The 17,561-nt window shown below is 46.5% G+C and carries 19 protein-coding genes; 14 read left to right on the top strand and 5 right to left on the bottom strand.

Annotated elements, in window-relative coordinates; genetic code table 11:
* Positions 1 to 37: 37 nt before the first annotated feature.
* Positions 38 to 502: a peroxiredoxin gene (locus ACN0R8_RS09080; RefSeq protein ID WP_417596755.1), complete on the bottom strand. Its 465-nt coding sequence runs from the start codon at positions 500 to 502 to the stop codon at positions 38 to 40.
* A gap of 332 nt (positions 503 to 834) precedes the next feature.
* Between ACN0R8_RS09080 and ACN0R8_RS09075 the strand changes: the two genes are divergently transcribed.
* Together ACN0R8_RS09075 and ACN0R8_RS09070 are read left to right on the top strand one after the other, a co-directional pair.
* On the top strand, positions 835 to 1,335 hold the full coding sequence (locus tag ACN0R8_RS09075; RefSeq protein ID WP_417596754.1) for a LexA family protein: 501 nt from the start codon (positions 835 to 837) through the stop codon (positions 1,333 to 1,335).
* Between the two features lie 28 nt (positions 1,336 to 1,363).
* A complete protein-coding gene (locus tag ACN0R8_RS09070) occupies positions 1,364 to 1,969 on the top strand; it encodes a YigZ family protein (RefSeq protein ID WP_417596753.1) in 606 nt (201 codons plus the stop codon).
* Between the two features lie 38 nt (positions 1,970 to 2,007).
* Here the strand turns inward: ACN0R8_RS09070 and ACN0R8_RS09065 are convergent, their stop codons facing one another.
* Positions 2,008 to 2,385 carry a hypothetical protein gene (locus ACN0R8_RS09065; protein ID WP_417596752.1) on the bottom strand — a complete coding sequence of 126 codons (378 nt, stop codon included), beginning with the start codon at positions 2,383 to 2,385 and terminating at the stop codon, positions 2,008 to 2,010.
* A 343-nt stretch (positions 2,386 to 2,728) separates the two neighbouring features.
* Between ACN0R8_RS09065 and phaR the strand changes: the two genes are divergently transcribed.
* The 11 genes from phaR (at position 2,729) to ACN0R8_RS09010 (ending at position 12,526) form a co-directional block, all read left to right on the top strand.
* Positions 2,729 to 3,178, top strand: a complete 450-nt coding sequence (gene phaR / locus ACN0R8_RS09060; RefSeq protein WP_077242942.1) for a polyhydroxyalkanoate synthesis repressor PhaR — start codon at positions 2,729 to 2,731, stop codon at positions 3,176 to 3,178.
* 204 nt (positions 3,179 to 3,382) lie between these two features.
* Complete coding sequence (locus tag ACN0R8_RS09055; protein WP_077242941.1) at positions 3,383 to 3,739, top strand: hypothetical protein; 357 nt, start codon at positions 3,383 to 3,385, stop codon at positions 3,737 to 3,739.
* Between the two features lie 329 nt (positions 3,740 to 4,068).
* Entirely contained in the window at positions 4,069 to 5,361 is a 1,293-nt protein-coding gene (purD, locus tag ACN0R8_RS09050; protein WP_417596751.1) for a phosphoribosylamine--glycine ligase, read from the top strand.
* A gap of 264 nt (positions 5,362 to 5,625) precedes the next feature.
* A complete protein-coding gene (locus ACN0R8_RS09045; RefSeq protein ID WP_417596750.1) occupies positions 5,626 to 6,072 on the top strand; it encodes an acyl-CoA thioesterase in 447 nt (148 codons plus the stop codon).
* A gap of 9 nt (positions 6,073 to 6,081) precedes the next feature.
* Entirely contained in the window at positions 6,082 to 6,954 is an 873-nt protein-coding gene (locus ACN0R8_RS09040; RefSeq protein WP_417596749.1) for a phosphoribulokinase, read from the top strand.
* Between the two features lie 157 nt (positions 6,955 to 7,111).
* Entirely contained in the window at positions 7,112 to 8,293 is a 1,182-nt protein-coding gene (locus ACN0R8_RS09035) for a methyl-accepting chemotaxis protein (protein ID WP_417596748.1), read from the top strand.
* A 107-nt stretch (positions 8,294 to 8,400) separates the two neighbouring features.
* On the top strand, positions 8,401 to 8,742 hold the full coding sequence (locus ACN0R8_RS09030) for a histidine triad nucleotide-binding protein (protein WP_417596747.1): 342 nt from the start codon (positions 8,401 to 8,403) through the stop codon (positions 8,740 to 8,742).
* A 196-nt stretch (positions 8,743 to 8,938) separates the two neighbouring features.
* On the top strand, positions 8,939 to 9,913 hold the full coding sequence (locus tag ACN0R8_RS09025; RefSeq protein ID WP_417596746.1) for a bifunctional enoyl-CoA hydratase/phosphate acetyltransferase: 975 nt from the start codon (positions 8,939 to 8,941) through the stop codon (positions 9,911 to 9,913).
* Positions 9,914 to 9,952: 39 nt separating this feature from the next.
* Entirely contained in the window at positions 9,953 to 11,152 is a 1,200-nt protein-coding gene (locus ACN0R8_RS09020) for an acetate/propionate family kinase (RefSeq protein WP_417596745.1), read from the top strand.
* Positions 11,153 to 11,356: 204 nt separating this feature from the next.
* A complete protein-coding gene (coq7, locus tag ACN0R8_RS09015) occupies positions 11,357 to 12,004 on the top strand; it encodes a 2-polyprenyl-3-methyl-6-methoxy-1,4-benzoquinone monooxygenase (protein WP_417596743.1) in 648 nt (215 codons plus the stop codon).
* Between the two features lie 132 nt (positions 12,005 to 12,136).
* Complete coding sequence (locus ACN0R8_RS09010; RefSeq protein ID WP_417596742.1) at positions 12,137 to 12,526, top strand: hypothetical protein; 390 nt, start codon at positions 12,137 to 12,139, stop codon at positions 12,524 to 12,526.
* 127 nt (positions 12,527 to 12,653) lie between these two features.
* Here the strand turns inward: ACN0R8_RS09010 and speD are convergent, their stop codons facing one another.
* Positions 12,654 to 13,442 (bottom strand): adenosylmethionine decarboxylase, encoded by a 789-nt coding sequence (speD, locus tag ACN0R8_RS09005; protein ID WP_077242930.1) that lies wholly within the window; start codon positions 13,440 to 13,442, stop codon positions 12,654 to 12,656.
* A 154-nt stretch (positions 13,443 to 13,596) separates the two neighbouring features.
* Complete coding sequence (locus ACN0R8_RS09000; protein WP_417596741.1) at positions 13,597 to 14,016, bottom strand: OsmC family protein; 420 nt, start codon at positions 14,014 to 14,016, stop codon at positions 13,597 to 13,599.
* Positions 14,017 to 14,221: 205 nt separating this feature from the next.
* On the opposite strand from ACN0R8_RS09000, the gene crp reads away from it, so the two are divergent.
* On the top strand, positions 14,222 to 14,854 hold the full coding sequence (gene crp / locus ACN0R8_RS08995) for a cAMP-activated global transcriptional regulator CRP (RefSeq protein WP_417596740.1): 633 nt from the start codon (positions 14,222 to 14,224) through the stop codon (positions 14,852 to 14,854).
* Positions 14,855 to 14,921: 67 nt separating this feature from the next.
* Here the strand turns inward: crp and ACN0R8_RS08990 are convergent, their stop codons facing one another.
* Positions 14,922 to 17,330, bottom strand: a complete 2,409-nt coding sequence (locus ACN0R8_RS08990; protein WP_417596739.1) for an EAL domain-containing protein — start codon at positions 17,328 to 17,330, stop codon at positions 14,922 to 14,924.
* Between the last annotated feature and the right edge of the window lie 231 nt (positions 17,331 to 17,561).

The raw sequence follows: 17,561 nt of genomic DNA, 5'->3' as shown, positions 1-17,561 counted from the left end.
GGATCTTTTGTTTCTATCGGTAATGGCTGGCGCTTATTTAAAGTGCCCGGACTGCTTCAAGCACTTCTTCCACATGACCCTTTACCTTTACCTTGCGCCACTCCTGAACTAATACCCCTTCAGCATTAATTAAAAATGTGCTGCGCTCAATCCCCATATATTCACGGCCGTAATTCTTCTTAAGCTTAATGACGTCGAAGTGTCTGCAGAGAGCTTCCTCAGAGTCTGAGATCAGTTCAAAGGGAAACTCATGCTTAGCTTTAAAGTTTGTATGAACGCGTATGCTGTCCCTTGAGACGCCAAAAATGATGGTATTGGCTGCAGAGAAGTCTGTGGCGTGATCCCGGAAATCCTTGCCTTCGTTGGTGCAGCCTGGCGTATTATCTTTCGGGTAAAAATAGATGACGACATTTTTGCCTTTCAGCTCTGTCAGAGTAACGGTTACATCGTTCGTGGCTTCTGCGGTGAAATCGGGTACTGGTTGGTTCAGTTCTACAGTCATCGTTTGATCCTAAGGCTTTAAGAGCTTATCAAAAGCTGTTTTAGCTGACGAAACAGCCGCTGGTAATTGAAACTATTATGCCGTTTATACACAGGTGATTGTAGTTTGGTTCCACTTCAGACGACGTTTTCCCGGGATTTCCCTGTTTCCTGGCGCTGTAAAGGTAAACTCTTTTCATCTGTTCTGGCTTCAGGGCTTTCTATGCTTGTTCTGCAGCGTCTTTAGTTTGTGTGTTGCGCTTTGGGCTAAAAAAAAGTTTTTTACCTGTGTGGAATACTGTATAAATATATAGGCTTGGTGTCAGACACCATAGGTCAATAAAGAGAGCGGTTATGGATACAGGTAAACAGAAACATGAAACTCTTTTTTTGTTACGGGCGATCGATAGTCAGAATCACAACCTGCTTTGGCAGGATGCGGTTTATGATGATGATATTGCCCCCAGTTTATTCAGTGAGATCCCGCTTTTAGGCTGGGTGACTGCGGGCATGCCTATGGAGATCTGTGAGAACCATGAGCAGATACAAGTGCCTAAGCAGTTGGTTAAAAAGAATACTTATGCGCTGAAAGTCCGTGGGAATTCTATGGTAGAAGCCAATATTCATGATGGTGACATCATTGTGATTGAACAGCGTCAAACTGTTGAAAATGGTGAAACCTGCGTTGTGATGATTAATAGCCAGTATGTCACGCTCAAACGTCTTTATATCGACCGTGCTGGTGTCAGGCTTGATCCGGCCAACAGCAGCATGTCCCCCATTACACTCAAGAATGAAGATGTGCAGGTATTAGGAATTGTTATGGGTCTGAAGCGCTCTCATTCGTTACAATAACGCTTTTATTCGAGTGAAATGTGGACGAATGAGTATCTATCACAAACCTGTCGGTGAAGCCCGTACAGAGCTTGAAATTAAACGCAGCCGCTTTATTTCTATTGCCGCTCCAGTATCTGATACGGCGGAGTGCCAGGCATTTATTCAGTCGGTGAAGGATGAATTTCCTGATGCCCGGCATCACTGCACGGCGTTTATTGCCGGAGCGCCGAACAATAGTCAGTGCTATGGCATGAGCGATGATGGAGAGCCTTCAGGTAAAGCCGGAAAACCAATGTTTAATGTGTTGATGCATAGTGGCCTGGGCGAGATAGTGGTTGTGATTGTACGCTACTTCGGAGGGATTAAACTGGGCACCGGTGGTTTGGTAAAGGCTTATTCACAGGCGACTCAAATGGTCTTGGACGCCTTGGATACAGAGGAGGTTCGACCACATTATGCCGTGGAGATTGAGGCTGACTATGCTTTTGAGTCGGATATCCGGCACTGGCTGAAGGAGCTTTCGGCACGTAAAGTTGATTGTCAGTACAGTCAGTTCGTTTCGTTAACGGCGGAAGTTGAAGAGCCTGACCTGTTAGCTGAAAGGTTGCAGCAATCAGGTCAGGGGCGAATCCGCTTTAAGGTCCTGGATTAAGCGCCCCGTATCTGCTGGCGAAAATTAGCTTTAAATACTTAGTCCCGATTTAACGTACTTTGATCAATAGCATGTTTCAGACGTTCAAACTCGACATAGTTGTCGGGCAAAAAAAACAGCGTGTAGAACATCTTTTCAAAAAGGGCCCGTTTGCCATCTTCTCCTTTGATTTTTTCTTTAGAACTGCTGAAATTACTGCTCATGGTGAAGTGCAAAACCCGAGAGCCTGGTGGGATCGGCAGTGTGTTGCCATCCAGTAATTGTTTCTCTTTTGGGTCTTTCAGGCTGTACGATGATATTTCGGTCACCAGGTTCAGGTTTATGTAAAAGTGGCTTGATACCGGAGCGATAACTTTTTTACCGCTTTCATTGTTTTGCATGTAGATGCCGCAGTTTTTACGAACCTTCAGAAACATATTTTTCTTCCTGTTTGTCACGTCAGAAACGAAGTCTCAAGTGCCTGTTCAAAGGTATTGTCCGATCAGGTACTGATGGCTTCAAGGAGAATAAGTCAGTGGTGTGATATTTTTGTGACAGTACTCCTCCCTTGCATGTTAAATATAGTGGTTATTCTGTTGCGCAGCATAAATTTTATGCTGCCTGATCAAGGCATATGGAAATAAGTTTGGTAAAGTAATTTTCTCGCAAGATGTTTACAGAACAACACGACTGGGTCATTGTGCAGCCATTTAAACCGATTACAATAGATATTGCAGGCGAGAAGAGCCAATCATTAGGCCGGAAGAGAGAGTCATAATTTTGCGAGTTATCAGAAAATACGCCAACCGCCGTCTATACGACACGTCAGAAAGCCGTTATGTCACCCTTGAGGACATCAAGCTTTTGGTGATTAACAAGGAAGAGTTTCGGGTGGAAGACTCTAAAAGTGGCGAAGATTTAACCCGCAATATTTTGCTGCAGATTATTACCGATCAGGAGAACGGGCATACCGCTGGCGGTAACCCTATGTTCAGTAATCAAGTGCTGCAGCAGCTGATCCGTTTTTATGGCGACAGTATGCAGGGCACGATGAGCAATTACCTCGAGGAGAGTATTAACACTTTCCTGGAGCAGCAGAAAGCTTTACGTGAGCAGATGCAAACAGCGATGACCGCGACTCCAATGGAGTTGATGCGCAGAGTTGCTGAGCAAAATATGAAACTTTGGCAAAGTTTTCAGCCGAACAAGCCTCCTAAAGATGATGAGTAGTCTGCTACCTTATTAAGAAAAAACCAGCCGTCAGGTTGGTTTTTTTTTACCTTGAGGGTGGCGGTGAGTTATTGATCAATCATGCATTAGCATGAATGCTGCGGTAGCGAATAAATATGTTTGACAGCTTATTGTGCGCTGCACTATATTGATACTGAATGTTGCGGTGCAATAAAACTGCCGAGTACTCGGTATGGAGGCGTTATGAGCTTATTCGATCAATGGTCATCCGATCTGCAGAAAACATTTAAAAGCTTGTCAGAGTCAGCGAATTGGAAGCCGGCTGAAGTCATGGGGGATTTGGCTTCCTCTGAAGCAAAAATTGCGGAAAAACTGGTTCATCAGCAAAGCCGGTATATCAGTGATTCCGTGAGTCAGTTCAGTAAACATATGATGGATATGATGTCGAAAACAGATCCTGTTGTCGCAGCAGAGGCCCATTACAGCTTTTTTTGTGATCAACAGGTTAAGGCCAGCAGTCAGTACCTTTCAGTCCTGGACCTTATGGGTGAGGCTCGTGAGTTGATGACAGAAAAGGTCAATACTGCCTTTACACGTTAAACATAGGTTGCTCCCTGTCTGGCCGTAGGCCTGATATAGTCAGTTTTTGCTTTTGTCTGCTTTTTCCTCCCTCTTTCAGATAAAAGTAAGTTAAGCCCCTTGCTGGGGCTTTTTTGGGTTTATTAGTTTTTTCTTTTATTTTGTTTCTTGGGTCAGAGTATCCAAATTTCACCATAAATTTTACTTCTCAGTTGACGACTCCCCTTGGGGATATAGGGAAGTTTCTCCCACTTTGTCGCTTTTTTTGCGATAATGCCCTCCAATTTTTTAGCAAACGGGACATTCAGTTCGGTTTAGCACATCAATATTTACAGTGAGATGAGGCAAAGATGAAGGTTTTAATCATCGGTAGTGGCGGTCGTGAGCACGCATTGGCCTGGAAAGCAGCACAGTCAGAATCCGTAACACAGGTATTTGTTGCGCCGGGTAATGCAGGGACAGCTATTGAACCTAAGCTGGAAAATGTTGCGCTGGACGTACTGGACTTTGATGGTTTGGTGACCTTTGCCAAGGCCAACAATATTGGCCTGACCATTGTTGGTCCTGAAGCCCCGCTGGTTGAGGGTGTTGTCGATCGTTTCCGTGATGAAGGCCTGCGTATTTTTGGTCCATCTAAAGGCGCGGCTCAACTGGAAGGCTCTAAAGCCTTTACGAAAGATTTTCTGGCTCGCCAGAAAATCCCTACCGCTGAATATCAGAACTTTACTGAGATTGAGCCTGCTCTGGCCTACCTGCAAGAAAAAGGTGCGCCTATCGTGATCAAGGCCGACGGTCTGGCTGCGGGCAAAGGTGTTATTGTTGCGATGACACTGCAGGAAGCTGAAGATGCGGTTAAAGATATGCTTGCTGGCAACGCTTTTGGCGATGCAGGTAGCCGTGTGGTTATTGAAGAATTCCTGGACGGTGAAGAAGCCAGCTTTATTGTGATGGTTGATGGTAAAAACGTTCTGCCAATGGCGACTAGTCAGGATCATAAGCGTGTGGGCAACAAAGATACCGGTCCTAATACCGGTGGTATGGGAGCGTATTCTCCGGCTCCGGTTGTGACACCTGAAATTCATGACCGGGTGATGGCAGATGTCATTATGCCTACTGTTGAAGGCATGGCCGCTGAAGGTAATGATTACACTGGCTTCCTGTATGCCGGGCTGATGATTATGGCTGATGGTACGCCTAAGGTTATTGAATATAACTGCCGCTTTGGTGATCCGGAAACTCAGCCCATTATGTTGCGCCTGAAGTCCGACTTAGTGGGTTTATGCCAGGCGGCGATTGATGAATCGCTGGATACAATCACTGCTGAGTGGGATGAGCGTCGGGCTTTGGGTGTGGTTTTGGCGGCAGGGGGCTACCCCGGCAGTTATGATAAAGGTGACTTGATTTCCGGGCTGCCTGAATCAGAGCAGGATGGTATGAAGGTGTTCCATGCCGGTACACAACTGATTGATGGTCAGGTTGCGACCAGTGGCGGCCGTGTTCTGTGTGCGACAGCCTTAGGTCATACGGTTAGTGAAGCTCAGGCCAACGCCTACAAGCTAGCAGAAGGCATTAGCTGGAAGGGTTCTTTCTACCGTACGGATATCGGTTATCGTGCGATCGCCCGTGAGCAGGGTGAAGCGTAATTTTTTTCAGGTTTAGCCTGAATAAGCCTTCAAAGATCTGAAAAGGCCGGAGCAACCCTCCGGCTTTTTCGGTCTGTTTCCATCGTTTGTCATCAATGCCTTCCCGTTTTTGGTTTAAGTATTTCCCGGATTTATAGATTATCTGGCTTGAACCGGTGAAAGTAGTGATGACAGCCGTTGGCTGATTATGCGGTCAGCAAGTTTATTTTCTGTCGCAAGATCGCTAACCCCGTGGTTAAAAATAACAAAATTAGGAGCTGTATCATGGCCCGGATCCGCATTGAATACCCGGAAACTAATCCATTACATACCCAGACAATGGAGCTGCGTATTACCGATATGAATTACGGTAATCACCTGGCTCATGACACCCTGATCTCTCTGATACATGAGGCGAGATCCAAAATGTTCATCGCACATGGACATAAAGAGATTGATATAGAGGGTGTAGGCATTGTGGTTGCTGATCTTGCAATCAGTTATCGGGCAGAAGTTTTTTATCCTGACACACTGATTATTGAGATTGCAGTGGATGAGCTATCCCGCAAAGGGGCAGACCTGATTTATCGGGTGACCAAGGCATCTGATGGCGGTCTGGTAGCGCTGGCAAAGACGGGTATCGTATTTTTTGATTATCAGGTGCGGGCCGCAGTGAATGTACCTGAAGCCTTCAAGAAGATAGTATCTCTGGCCAACCCAGGTAATTCCTAAGGGGCGAGTATGTCTAGAGAGTATCCGATCATTGCTGTAACAGGGTCTTCCGGCGCAGGCACTACGACAATTAAAGATGCCTTTGAGCGTATGTTCAACCGGGAGAAGATTGAAGCGGCATTTGTGCATGGCGACAGTTTTCACCGCTATGCCCGTGAGGAAATGACCAAGATATTACTGGAAACCCCCGAGCGCAAAAAATCCCTTAGCCACTTTGCTGTTGAAGCAAATATGCTGGATGAGCTGGACCGTCTGTTTGGGTCTTATGCGGATAACGGTACGGGTATTTACCGTCACTATATCCATGCTGAAGATACAGAGATGCTGGAGCTGGGGTACCGGGTAGGGACATTTACGCCTTGGACTGAACTGCCGGAAGGGACTGATCTTCTGCTTTATGAGGGGCTACATGGTGGGCTTGTTACGGATGAGTTTAACATTGCTCAGTATGTAGACCTGTTGGTGGGGGTCGCACCAACGATCAATCTTGAATGGATTCAGAAAATTGAACGGGATACTAATCTCAGAGGCTATTCTCAGGAGGCGGTAATCGATACGATTCAAAGCCGTATGTCAGATTATATGCAGTATATTTTGCCTCAGTTCAGCCGTACTCATATTAATTTTCAGCGCATTCCGACGGTGGATACTTCCAATCCTCTGGCTTTGCAGGATGTTCCGTCCAATGATGAGAGCATGGTTATTATTCGCTTTAAAGATCGTTTATCCACGGACTTTCCTTATCTGTTGGCAATGGTTAAAGATTCCTTTATGACTCGTCCGGATACATTGGTTATACCCGGAGGAAAAATGAGTTTGGCGATGGAATTGATTTTGACTCCACGAATCCATGAGTTATTGGAAAACAGGCGTTTTCGTTAGCAGGTCTCTGGTTTTTGATTTACTTTCGACCTGTATCTGTGATCTGCTACAAATAACAGATAATAATGATAAGACCTCCTTTGACGGAGGTTTTTTATTGCCGCATTATTAAGTGATATAAATTGAAGCGGTACACACCTGAGCAGAGGACAGTTGCATGACGCAAAGTATTCAGCAGCGGCTACTTTATTCCTTTATTGGAGCTGGCCTGTTTATAGGGGGAGCTTTCTCTCTCTTTGCTCAAGGGAGCCTGGCTTTGCATGAAGGAGGGCAGGTCTGGTTTGTCTTGGGGTGCCTCAGTGCCGGATTGATCATCGGGCTTTTTAACTACTGGTTGTTCAGGCGCTTGGTTCTGAGCAAGTTGGAGCAGCTTACTCAGGTACTTCGGATTGCAGCTGCCGGAGACCTGAGCCAGCAGTGTACGGTTCAGAGTGATGATGTTTTTGGCGAGATTATTCGGTATTTTAATCAGATGAATCAGAACCAGCGAGAGCTGGTAGAAGCGATTCAGGCCAGTGGTGATATTATCCAGACCTCGATGCAGGCGCTTAACCGTCAAACCGAACGTACCCGTGCCGACGTGGATAACCAAAATCAGAGTCTTGCTCACATCAATGAGACCGTTGCCAGTATGGCTGATGCAGTTGTAAGTATTGCATCTCATGCACAGTCGACAGCCGGTGTTGCTCAACATACAGAAAAAGATGCCCGAAATGGCAACACTGTTGTTCAGCAAGGTATTAGCGGGATTAGCCAGCTTATTGAGGATGTGAATACCGTTAGTAATACTCTGCACGGACTGGCCCGTGAGGCAGAGAATATTGGCGAGGTGCTGGACATTATCGAAGGTATTGCCGAGCAAACCAATCTGTTGGCACTCAATGCGGCTATTGAAGCAGCCCGGGCTGGTGAGCAAGGGCGTGGCTTTGCTGTCGTGGCTGATGAGGTGCGAACTTTAGCAAGTCGCTCCCGTCAGGCAACGGAAGATATTCACGGTATGATTGACCGTTTGCAAGGGCAATCAAGGGACGCGGTAGCGGCAATGAGTCATGGTCAAAGCAGTGCTCAGTCCAGTGTTGACCAGATAAAAGAGACCGGTGAAGCACTGGAGAGCATTACCCAGGCGGTGATTGATATTGCTGAAATGAATTCGGATATCAGCCGTACTGCCAATGCCTATAGCGACTCTGCAGAAAAAGTAGTGACTCAGATGCAGTCGTTGCAGCTAATGGTTTCTGAAACTCAGCAGGATGCCAGCGCAGCAGAGCAAGCCTCAAAGTCTCTTTTTGAGGCGATTTCAGGGTTACAGGATAGAGTTCAGGGTTATCGGGCTTCCTGACTTGCTTCGCCATAAGTCGTACTGGACTAGGAAGCGGTCAGACTGAGGTTTACAATGGTCTTTTAAGAACAAGAGTATACCTACTACCAGCTTAAGCGGAAGATACTATGGATTGTCTGTTTTGTAAGTTAGTTGCCCGGGATATTCCCGCTGATATCGTTTTCGAAGACGACGATGTTATCGCTTTTCGTGATATTGCCCCTCAGGCTCCCACGCATATTCTGATTATTCCCAAGCGCCATATCTCTACACTGAATGATTTGACCGAAGAGGATTGTGCTCTGGTTGGTCGTCTTCAGTTTACAGCTCAGAAGATTGCTAAAGAAGTTGGCATTGCTGATGATGGCTATCGGGTGGTTATGAACTGTAATGAAGATGGTGGGCAGACGGTTTACCATATTCATATGCATCTTCTTGGGGGTAGGGGAATGGCCTGGCCTCCAGGTTAAGCTATTACCAAACGGGTGTCGCAAGACACCCGTTTTTCGTTGGATGAAATAAATTGTAAGAATTTTGATTTGACTCATGCGTCATGTTGGAAGGGTCGTTTTTGCTGGAAATCAGTAAAACGTCATATTCAGTAGGGATACTGAGTTCAGGTGGGAAGCCTGTCAGACTTCATTATTGATGGAGGAACAAAGCACTATGGATCAGGTTATTCGCGAAATATTGGTGCCAGGCGCGCCCAAGGTAGAAGATCATCATCATGAACAGCTCAATGCTTTTCTTGAGCAGGCTAAAGCTTATGAGCCCATTATCACTGCTGTTGTGCATCCAGGGGACGCAAACAGCCTTCTTGGGGCTATAGAGGCTGCTGAAGAAGGGCTGATTATTCCCTATCTGGTGGGGCCTGAAGCTAAGATTCAGGCTGTGGCGCAGGAGTGTGGTGTTGATCTGAGTAAGTACACGATAGTGCCAACAGCTCATAGTCATGAGTCTGCCGAGCTTGCGGCGGAAATGGCTGGTAAAGGTGAGGTACAGGCTCTGATGAAGGGGAGTCTGGGGTCTTCTGAATTGTTGGCAGCCATTATTAATAAGAAAGCAGGCTTGCGTACCGAATTTCGTCTGAGCCATGTCTTTGTAATGGATGTACCCAGTTATCACAAAACCCTGATAGTGACAGATGCTGCCATTAATGTAGATCCTGACCTGATGACCAAGAAGGATATTACTCAGAATGCGATTAATTGTGCCCATGCCCTAGGAATTGAGCAGCCGAAGGTGGCCATTCTGGCGGCAGTTGAGAAAGTAAAACCCGGAATGCAGAGTACATTGGATGCGGCGGCGCTCTGTAAAATGTCTGATCGCAAGCAGATCACCGGCGGGCTTCTGGATGGCCCCTTGGCATTCGATAATGCAATCTCAAAAGAGGCAGCGCAGGATAAAGGGCTTGCTTCTGATGTCAGTGGTGATGTTGATATTCTTTTGGTGCCGGATCTGGAGGCGGGTAATATTCTGGCGAAACAGCTGCAGTATCTGGCTGGAGCTAAGTCAGCAGGTATTGTCCTGGGAGCCAAGGTTCCGGTGATACTGACCAGTCGAGCAGCGAAACCACTGGAGCGTCTAAGCTCCTGTGCAGTGGCATCTCTGGTTGCTCATAAGCAGGGACTCACTCTTTAAAAGGGTGCCGATTGTCAGTTGTAAACGGAATATAAATACATGAACTCTATTTTGATTGTTAATGCTGGCTCATCAAGTCTGAAATGTTCAATTTTTGATGAGGATGCCGGTGAGGTTCGCCAGCACTTCCGGGTTAAAGTTGCAAATTTAGCCGGCCCGGCCCATCTTGAAATCTATGACCACAGTGAAAAGACTGATGGTATTCTGGTGGATAAGATGGATCTTTCCGCAGAAGAGCTGGATGTAGCGCATAGTCAGGCGCACCATCAGGCGCTTTCAGTGGTGATGAATTGGCTAGAGCATAATACTAAGTTTAAAGTTACTCAGGTCGGTCATCGCGTTGTTCACGGAGGTGATTTTTACTCTGAACCCGTTGTGGTTACGGATGACGTGCTTGATAAACTTGAGACCCTGATTCCACTGGCTCCTTTGCATCAGCCCTATAATCTGAAGCTTATTCAGGTATGTCAGGATCTGTTACCTGGTTTACCTCAGGTTGCCTGCTTTGATACCGCGTTTCATAGTACTATTCCCGACGTTGCCCGCAATTTTGCCATTCCCCGGATGCTAACCCGGGAAGGGGTTCGTCGGTATGGCTTCCACGGTCTTTCTTATCAGTATATTCATAATAAACTGGCACAGCTGGATGGTGATCTTGCTCAAGGCAGGTTAGTTGTTGCTCACCTTGGAGCTGGTGCCAGTATGTGCGCTATTGAGAACGGGGAAAGCCTGGCTTCAACCATGGGCTTTACTGCTCTTGACGGTCTGCCGATGGGGAGTCGCTGTGGTCAGGTTGATCCCGGTGTTCTGCTGTATCTTATGCGTGAGCATAAGATGGATGCTGATGCTATTGAGGGTTTGCTTTATAAAAAAAGCGGCTGGTTAGGCGTTTCAGGTATTAGTAGTGATATGTTGACGCTGCATAAAAATGGGTCAGAGCATGCTCATGAGGCTATAGATATGTTTGTATATCGAATCGCCCGTGAAACAGGCTCTCTTGTTGCGTCGATGGGTGGCATTGATTCTTTCGTTTTTACCGGCGGAGTGGGTGAAAATGATGCCGAGGTGCGAGCCCTGGTGGCTCATCAGAATGAGTGGCTGGGTATGAAGCTGGACCCTGAGCGCAACATGGCGAATGAGTATCTGATCAGTGCTGACGATAGCAAAGTAAAGGTGTTTGCTATCCCAACGAATGAAGAGTTGATGATTGCCCGGCACACGTCCTATCTTCTGCGCTAACCGGCCTGTTAATTCATCTTAGTACGGCATACAGGGTTGTCACCTGTGTGCCTTTTTTATCAGGATAGTCAGGTTTTCTCGGATATATTCCATCTGAAACTATTTTGATTTATCTCATTAGCTTTTAAAAAGGGCGCATAAAGCCATAGCCGAATGAGCAGGCATTCGCTAACATGCTCTGCAGATACAGGTGAGGTTTTACCCATGCAAAATATTCGTCAACATACACCTTTGGATAAAATTCTGATTGGTGCTGATACCGTTCTGAAAACACTGATTCCCGGTGCTGCTGAGCCTTATCGCCCAAACCCGGCTCGGGCTGAAGCAGAGCAGGATATGACGCCTGTTGAGCGGAAACACGCGGCAGGATTGATGCGTATCAACCATACGGGTGAGGTCTGCGCTCAGGCGCTTTATCAGGGTCAATCCGTGACGGCTAAACTACCGGAAGTGCGGGAGCAGATGGAAGAAGCAGCCCGTGAAGAGATAGATCACCTGGCTTGGTGTGAGCAGCGCATACGCCAACTGGGTAGTCGCCCCAGTTTATTGAACCCTGTATTTTATGGGCTGTCGTTTGGTATTGGTGCCGCAGCAGGCGCTGCAGGTGATAAGTACAGTCTTGGTTTTGTTGCTGCAACTGAGCAGCAGGTGTGTCAGCACCTTGAATCCCACCTTCAGGAGCTGCCTTCAGCTGACCAGAAAAGCCGGGTTATTCTCGAACAAATGTATATTGATGAGGAGCAACATGCGGACCAGGCTCTGAATGCTGGCGGTGTACGTTTCCCGGTTCCGGTTAAGATGGCGATGAAGTTTATGTCAAAGGTGATGACGAAGTCCGTGTACCGGATTTAGTGGGCCTTTGATTTTTTCAGGTTAGAGTCCTAAAGATAAGACAGGAGGGTAGTTGATCTACCAGATCGGTTGACTCCTGCAGCCCTGGCATCATGGGCAAGGATGTGGTGCTGATTCATAAGGAGAAATAAGATGACGGCCTCGTTAAATAAATCAGTACCCGGCGGTATAGCTGCGTTCTTAACGGCTTATGCATCCCTATCGTTACGTCACCATGCCGTAGTTGGCTGTGTTTTTCTGATTATCCTGGCAGTGGTGAAAGCACTTATCCGTTTCAGTCAGCCGGAAGGTATTTGGTGGCAGGCTCTGAGTACAGTCAACCTGTTCGTTGTGATCAGTATACTGATGTATGGCGCGATCTTTTTCTCACAGGTTATGGCCAGCATTGCCGGTAGGGTAACGGAAATTTTGTTTCCCGGAAGTAAAGCTATGGCAACCGGCTGTGTTATCGGTGTTATCTTATCGGGGCTGATGATTATGCTGCTGGCACCTCACGTTCTGGATCTTATATGGCGAGTCTGATATTAGCCAGGTGCGCAATCGGTAGATCCCTTCTTTAATACTTCTTTATATAACGTCCTATACCGCTATTAAACTGAAGCATCCCCTCCATCGTATACAGTTTCCCGTATAGAGGAGGGGGTTACGTTTACTCAATATTCCGGGAATAGAATATCTCCAGCATCTCTTTGCGCAGGCGGGCTTCGATATCTGCCGCTTCCTCAAAGGTCAGCTTATTTTTGTCGATACCAAACAGGTAGTTATCCAGAGCAAAATCTTTGAGTAGCATCTTGGTGTGGAACATATTTTCCTGGTAAACATTCACATCAATCATCTGGTAGGCATTCTTGGTGTCTTCTGACAGATAGTCCTGAATAGATGTTATAGGGTGGTCAATAAATAGCTTTCGACCGGATTCATCGCGGGTAAAGCCTCGAACGCGGTAGTCCATAGTGACAATGTCAGAGTCAAAGCTATGGATTAGATAGTTCAGGGCTTTCAGCGGTGAAATCATGCCGCAGGTAGACACGTCAATATCCAGGCGAAAAGTGCTGATACCGCCGTCTGGGTGGCTCTCAGGGTAGGTATGGACGGTGACATGGCTTTTATCAAGATGTGCAACAACCGTTTCCGGTAGTGGCCCCGGCCCGACCTCATTTTCCGACTCATCGGTTAATTCATGTTCGGCAATTAAAACAGTGACACTGGCACCGTGAGGGTCATAATCCTGACGGGCGATATTCAGGATGTGGGCGCCGATAATATTGGTTACATCTTTCAGTATCTGCGTAAGTCGTTCAGCATTGTAAAGCTCATCGATATAGTCGATATATTCTTCACGCTGTTGCTCTGTTTTAGCATAGCAGATGTCATAGATGTTAAAGCTCAGGGAACTGGTAAGGTTGTTAAACCCATGAAGCCTAATATTGTCCTTCATGCCCGAGACCTCGCATTGTGCAAATTCGTTAAGTACCCACTAACCCTAGAGCTAGCCATTTTTGAAAGGCGCGTATTATGCCTATAAAAAATGCCTATTGCACAAAAAAATGCCCTTAAACATACAAATATGTCAGGGCAGTTTTCATAGACTTTTACAGTTCAATAATTTCGTAATCGTGGCTGATTTCCACACCGCCAGTGGCCAACATAATGGACGCTGAGCAGTACTTCTCAGCGGATAGTTCCACTGCACGCTTTACATGGGCTTCTTTAACACCGCGGCCCTTGATAACAAAGTGTAGGTGAATCTTAGTAAATAAAGAGGGAATAGTATCTGCTCGTTCTGCGCCAATCTCTACGTAGCAGTCACTAATGTCTTGCCGGGATTTTTGCAGAATGCCGATAACATCGAATGAACTGCAGGAGCCAAGGCCCATCAGGAGTAATTCCATTGGACGGGGGCCTGTGTTACGCCCACCTTTATCCGGTGCTCCATCAACTACAATAGCGTGCCCTGAACCGGATTCCGCCAGAAATTGAACGCCATCTGTCCATTTTACGACTGCTTTCATGCTGTTGTTTTCTCCTGCTTACGGTTTAACATTTTAGGTAAACGTTGACGGGCAATATCGCTGATCTATCTGGGGGGCGCAAGTTTTACCGTTAAAAAAGCATACTAGTGCAGCTTTATTGGAAATGGCTTTTGTTGTTTCAGGAAAGATCGGGTATTGTCATGCTCCATAATTATATATATGCAAGAAAAAAAGGGTTTTTGCTATGTTACCTGCCATAAGAAAGGAGATTTCAGGACTAAGTGACTTTTTAGTGATCAGTCACAGACGAAGTTTCGCTAAACGTTCAACACTGATATCTGCAGGGGATGAGAGTAATTCTCTTTTCTATCTGGTTAAAGGCTCTGTCACGGTATCGATTGAGGATGAAGATGGCCATGAGATGGTGGTTGCCTATCTTAATGAGGGTTCTTTCTTTGGTGAAATGGGGCTTTTCGATGAGATCAGTCGTCGAAGTGCCTGGGTTAAAGCGAAGACTGATGTTGAGGTCGCAGAGGTTAGCTATAGCCGTTTTAACGAGCTGACAAAAACAGACCCGAGCCTGCTTTATGTGCTGGGTAATCAGGTTGCTGTCCGTTTGCGTAATACGACCCGTAAAGTTGGAGATCTGGCTTTTATGGATGTTACCGGTCGGGTTGCCCGCACACTGCTGGATCTTTGCAAAGAACCAGACGCTATGACGCACCCTGATGGTATGCAGATTAAAGTAACCCGCCAGGAGATTGCCCGCATTGTGGGTTGCTCACGTGAGATGGTTGGGCGTGTGCTCAAAGATCTTGAAGAGAAGGGACTGGTCACAGCAAGTGGTAAAACAATGGTGGTGTACGGGACTCGGTGACAAGGGCTACATCCTGGCAGTATAAAAGCTATCAGGGCGCTATCTGCTATAAGAATCTTTACGAGGTTTAACTACCTAAAGGTAATTTTTGAACCTGAAGCAGCTGAGAGCAATTTTCAGCGCTAACCGGGCGACTGAAGTAATAACCCTGGAAGTGTTTACAGCCCAACCGGACAAGTAAGCCCATAATCGCAGCATCCTCCACCCCTTCTGCGATGATATCCATCTGCAGATGGGAGGCCATGGCTATAATGGTTTCTGTAATCGCTCGGTCATTAGCATCGGTAAGTAAGTCCATCACGAAAGATTTGTCGATTTTAAGCTGATTAATCGGCATCTGCTTAAGGTATTTCAGTGAGGAGTAACCTGTACCAAAGTCGTCAATAGAAAGCGCGATCCCCATGGCTCGAATGGCATCCATACGAATGATGGTGGCATCCATATTTTTTACCAGTAAGCTCTCGGTTAACTCAAGCTCCAACTTATTCGGATCAACTCCGGTTCTGTTAATAACATCAGAAAGCATATTGAGGAATTGGGGGTGGTCAAACTGCTTGGCACTGATATTAACCGCCATGCGGAAGTGATGTGGGCATAGTTTCTGTTCCTGCCACTGAGCCAGCTGTGTGCAGGCCTGCTGCAGCACCCAGCATCCGATGGGAATGATAAGGCCGGTTTCTTCTGCCAGCCCTATAAACTGATCCGGAGGTACAAACCCCTGCTCCGGATGTTGCCAACGAATTAATGCTTCGGTCCCGATAATGCTGAAATTGTGGTCAACCTGAGGCTGGTAATGCAGGTAAAATTCGTTGTGTTCCAGCGCGGTGTGCAAAGCCCGCTCCATCGCAAGGTGCTGATCTGCTAACAGTTGCATGCTGGGACGGTAGAAATGAAAAGTGTTCTTGCCATTGGATTTTGCTCGGTAAAGAGCAGTGTCGGCCTGTTTCACAATATTCTTGATGTCGTTATCATCATCCGGGAACAGGCGAATACCGATACTGGCCGAAATATGCAGAATATGCTGGTCGATATGAAAGGGCTTAGCCATCACTTCCAAGATGCGGCTAGTGATACGCTGGGCACTCAGTGCTGCCGATTCCTGCTGCCCTGCTAATTCCGGCAGAACGACAACGAATTCATCACCACCTAATCTTGCGACTGTATCTTCCTCCCGCATCATCTCTTTTAATCGGGACGCAACGACAATAAGAAGTTTATCGCCAACATCATGGCCCAGAGAGTCATTGATGTTTTTGAAACGATCCAGATCGATAAACAGCAGAGCGCTGTACATATTATGCTGAAGACTTTTTGATTGGACCTGATGCATTCGGTCCAGGAAGTGGCTACGGTTTGGCAGACTGGTCAAAGAGTCAAAATAAGCTAGATGGTGAATACGGGCTTCTTGCTCTTTGCGCAGCGAAATATCCCGTGATAAAGCCAGAATATAGGTTTTACCATTCAGCTCAATACGGCGCGCTTTGATTTCAACAGGTATTAGATGACCCTTGAGGTTTTTAAGCTGTCCCTCCAGAGAGACCTCATGGACTAAATTGGCATCTGATGTTAGTGCTGCTAGCGGTTTAGGGAGCTGTGCTGCGCTGAATAGGTTTCTCATATTGCTGCCGACCAGGTCTTCTTTACTAAAACCCAGGGTTTGGAACGCATTATGGTTGGCGTTGTAAATACAGAAATCGGCTTCACATATGATCAGCATATCACCAATACTGTTCATCACATCCCGGTTGAACTGTTCACTGCTTCTGAGGGCTTCTTCCGCCTGATTACGTGAATTCCAGAGTTCATTAAAACTGTCTACCAGAAAGCCCAATTCGTCATCGGTATGCCCTTTTAATCTGGGTATCTGTTGATCAGCATGGTGTTTTTTTTTGAGCAGTATCAGGCTGTCAGACAAGCGCGTCAGAGGGCGGCTAATGAGTGTATGGAAGACAAAGAATAAACAGACGGCCAGAAGCACATTACGCAGAAAGCCAGTGGAAAGAATCACGACACCTCTGTCAAAGATATCATGGCTTAATGCTTCCGGGTCGGTTTCCACGATTAGAGTGCCGACGGGGGACTCTTCAAAAACAGTGACCAGAGGAACAGCATAAGAGCGGCGGTCTTTCTCCATGATTTGAGACATAACGCTGTCGTCATAGGTCGGTGTATCTGAGGTTGATAATACACTGTTATCATCCAGGCGAATCTGAGCGAAGTGTATATAAGCATGATTGATCAGACCTTTTACAACGCGTTCAGCCAGGTCCTTATCAATGTTGTAGGCGGCCTGTACGGCAGACTCCTCTACCAGATAAATCACCTGTTGAACTTTGTCATCCATGCTTTCACGGCTATGACTGATATCGATCGCAATTTGAATACCGCTGAAAATCAGACCCAATAGCAGGGCAACAATGACAGTAAACTTAGCCTGTCTGTATGAGAGCCGTTTGTGTAGTGCTGATTTTTTCAAATCAAACATCCGTTATTACATGGAATCTGCAAGGTCTGCAGCTCGTAAAGAGTAGATTGTTTCAGATAAGTGAACGCTTCAAAGATGAAACCCAGTATGCGAAACCGAGGCACGACAGGCAAGTAGTTTATACTTTTGCAGTTGTGCCTTTTCACCGGAAAAATTTATGAACCCTGCACGATGATGCTATGACAGACTGGATGTCAGATGTTGAGGGGGCGTGATGCGTGT

The organism is Oceanospirillum sp. (assembly GCF_048265165.1).
Taxonomy (GTDB): domain Bacteria; phylum Pseudomonadota; class Gammaproteobacteria; order Pseudomonadales; family Halomonadaceae; genus Oceanospirillum.
This window is presented reverse-complemented; position numbering and strand designations above follow the sequence as displayed.